Source organism: Synechococcus sp. R6-5, from assembly GCF_047461775.1.
Lineage (GTDB): Bacteria > Cyanobacteriota > Cyanobacteriia > Thermostichales > Thermostichaceae > Thermostichus.
This window is the reverse complement of the sequence record NZ_JANSHV010000319.1, coordinates 1-3,497: the sequence shown is the minus strand read 5'-3', so window position 1 is coordinate 3,497 and position 3,497 is coordinate 1. Positions and strand designations below refer to the sequence as shown.

Genomic DNA, 3,497 nt, shown 5'->3' with positions numbered 1-3,497 from the left:
CTTTGTTGTGGATCTCACTTTAATCTGGAAATAATCGACCCACCCCCTAACTTCAATTTCATTCAATCACTTATGGCTATCAGCAACCACGAACGAGTTGGACGCGCCCTCAACCTTCTGCGGCAGGGGCTTTATCCTTTTGTCGTGCGGGAGATGCAAGCCTTCCATGGAGAGAAGTGGCTGACAGTTGTCGCCGACAACCTGCCCGAGAGCTCTCCCAAATTCAAAAGTCCTGAGCAGATCCTGGAGGAAGATGTTTTGGCGCTGCTGACTCTCATGTGGGAGCAGTGGAACACCGTCTTCAGGCAAACTCTGGGACAAGCGGAGCGCACCCTAGTCAGCGAGCTGCGCAATACCCGTAACACCTGGGCCCACACCTGCACTTTTGGTTTTGACGATGCCTATCGCGCCCTCGATAGCGTTGCCCGACTGCTGAGCGCCATTGCTGCCCCCCAAGCTGCCGAAGTTGAAAAACAAAAACAAGAGCTACTGCGACTGCGCTTCGAAGAACAGGCCAAGCGGGAAAGCCGTCGCGCTATGGGATCCCCTACAGAAGGTCAGCCCCAGGCTGGCCTCAAGCCCTGGCGCGAGGTTGCCACTCCCCACCCCGATGTGGCTTCAGGTCGCTTCCAACAAGCCGAATTTGCCGCCGATCTTTGGGAAGTCTACCTGGGCGAAGGTTCGGATGAGTACCGGGATCCCGTCGAGTTCTACCGCCGCACCTACCTTACCGAGGGATTGCAACAACTGCTCACCAATGCCCTGAAGCGCCTCAGCGGCCAAGGGGGGGATCCCGTGATAGAGTTGCAGACCAACTTTGGCGGCGGCAAAACCCACGCCATGCTTGCCCTCTACCACCTCTTTGGAAGAGGGGCTAGGGGTGAGGGCCCCCTACCCGGCACAGAGTCTCTTCTCCAAGCCGTCGGCCTGCAGAGACCACCTCAAAACGTCAGGATAGCCGTCCTGGTGGGGAACAAGCTCCAGCCCAGCGGCATTCCCTCCTACAAGCCTGAGCACGCCCAGCAAAACCGCCCCCTGATCCGCACCCTTTGGGGGGAGTTGGCCTGGCAACTGGGAGGTGCCGAAGGCTATGCGCGGGTGCAGCAGGCCGACGCAACTTCCACCAACCCCGGCGATGCGCTTAAAGTCTTGTTCAACCGCTATGCCCCTTGCCTGATCCTAATCGATGAGTGGGTGGCCTATGCTCGCCAACTCCACGACAGCCCTGACCTAGCCGGCGGCAGTTTCGACACCCAGTTTACCTTTGCCCAAACCCTGAGCGAATCGGCCAAGAACGCAAAAGATACACTGCTGGTGGTGAGCCTTCCTTCTTCGGATATCGAAATTGGCGGGGAGCGGGGCAAAGAAGCTCTGGTTCGCCTGAGAAATGCCATTGGCCGGGTGGAATCCCCTTGGCGGCCCGCGAGCGCTGAAGAAAGCTTTGAAATTGTCCGCCGCCGCCTGTTTCAGCCCCTCACCAATCCCGAGCTATTTGTGCAGCGGGATGCCGTGGTGAAAGCGTTCATGGATCTCTATCGCAGCCAAAGCCAGGAATTTCCCAGCGAGTGCAAAGAAAGTGACTACGAACGCCGCCTCAAGGCTGCTTATCCCATTCACCCAGAGCTGTTTGACCGCCTTTACTCCGACTGGTCTACTCTCGACAAGTTTCAACGCACCCGCGGTGTGCTACGGCTGATGGCCAGGGTCATCCACACCCTCTGGGAGCGAAATGACCGCAGCCTGATGATCCTGCCCGCCCACATCCCCATGGACGATCAACAGGTACAAGCAGAGCTGACCCGCTACCTAGACGACAACTGGCTGCCGGTAATCGACAAAGACGTGGATGGCCCCACTTCCCTGCCCCTGACTCTCGACCGAGATCACCCCAACCTGGGCCGGTATTCCGCCTGTCGCCGGGTTGCCCGCACCATCTACATGGGATCCGCCCCCACCCTGCGGGCCGCCAACCGCGGCATTGAGGAGCGCCGCATCAAGCTGGGCTGCGTGCAACCGGGAGAACACCCCATCACCTTCGGCGATGCCCTGCGGCGGCTATCCGACCAGGCAACTTACCTATACGGAGATGGCAGTCGCTACTGGATTTCCACCCAGCCCAACGTCAACCGCACTGCTCAGGAGCGAGCCGAGCAACTGTTGAGGGACGAGCCCCACACCCTCTGCCAAGAGATCATCCGGCGCCTCAAAGCCGACAGAAATCGCGGTGAGTTCAGCGCCGTTCACGTTGCCCCCGACTCCACTGCCGATATTCCCGACGATCCCACTTTAGGCGTGCGGCTGGTGATCCTGCATCCTCAGTATTCCCATAGCCGGGGTAGCCAGGATAGCCCTGGGCGAGTCTGGGCTGAGCAGGCCCTCCAGCGTCGCGGCAGCGGCCCCCGCTACTACAGGAACATGCTGCTGTTTTTGGCGCCCGACAAAACCCGCCTGGAAAGCCTAGAACGCAATACCGCCCAATACCTAGCTTGGAAAGGGATCCTGGAAGACAAAGATCTCCTCAACCTAGATGCCTTCCAAACCGCCCAAGCCAATACCAAGCTGCACCAATCCGAGGCTGCTGTTGAGGCTGCTCTGCGGGAAACCTATCAATGGCTGCTGATCCCAGCCCAGCCTGATCCCCAAGGCAGTCTAGAGTGGAAAGAATGCCGACTGCAGGGGCAAGATTCCCCCATTTTGCAAGCCAGCCGCAAAGCTGTCCACGAGGGGGATCTGGTTACCGCTTACTCTGCCATCACCCTCCGCCTGGATACGCTGGATAGATTCCTCTGGCGCGAGGCTGATCACATCGATCTCAAACGACTGTGGGAATGCCTGGCCCAGTACCTCTACCTACCCCGCTTGAAAGACCCATCCGTCCTTCTAAGAGCTGTAGAAGACGGGGTAGCCTCAACTGCTTGGGAGGATAGCTTTGCCTACGCAGAGGCCTTCGATGAGTCCAAAGGCAAATACCTCGGCTTGCAAGTGGCAGCCATAGTCAAGCCCAGCATCGGTTCCAACAGCCTGCTGGTCAAGCCAGAGGTTGCCCGCCGTCAATTGGAAGCCCTTCAAGTTCCTTCCCCAAAGGCGCCCTGCATCTTCCCAGACAGCACTCCGCCTCTTCCTGGCCCCAGCGAGGAGGATTCCCCAGTTACGAATCAAGGAAATCAAGTTTCCCAGCCGGCGTTGCCGAGGCGATTTTACGGCAGGGTGGAAATGGATCCCCTGCGGGTCAACAGAGATGTTGCAACCCTTGCCGACGAGGTCATCCGGCACCTGACCAATCTGCCAGGAGCCACTGTCAAAATTACCCTGGAAATCGACGCGGAAATACCGGAAGGCTTACCGGAGAGCGTGAGGCGTACGGTAGCGGAAAACTGCCGAACCTTAAAGTTCTGCACCCTGGAGTTCGAGGACAATCCGCATAGTCATTTTTAAGCGGGAATGAAACTTTTTCCTTAGCATTGTGCACTAGCTGATACATTCACGCTGAACTCTCC

1 protein-coding gene is annotated in these 3,497 nt (G+C 58.2%); it reads left to right on the top strand.

Translation table 11 applies throughout. The annotated features are described in order from the left end of the window. Window positions 1-72 precede the first annotated feature (72 nt). The gene (locus NW818_RS13330; protein ID WP_414417081.1) at window positions 73-3,435 is read left to right on the top strand and encodes a Swt1 family HEPN domain-containing protein; all 3,363 of its coding nucleotides are present in this window, start codon (window positions 73-75) and stop codon (window positions 3,433-3,435) included. Window positions 3,436-3,497 lie beyond the last annotated feature (62 nt).

Coding starts and splice junctions, on each gene's coding strand:
- NW818_RS13330 (WP_414417081.1), top strand. CDS start 73: ATGGCTATCAGCAACCACGAACGAGTTGGACGCGCCCTCAACCTTCTG.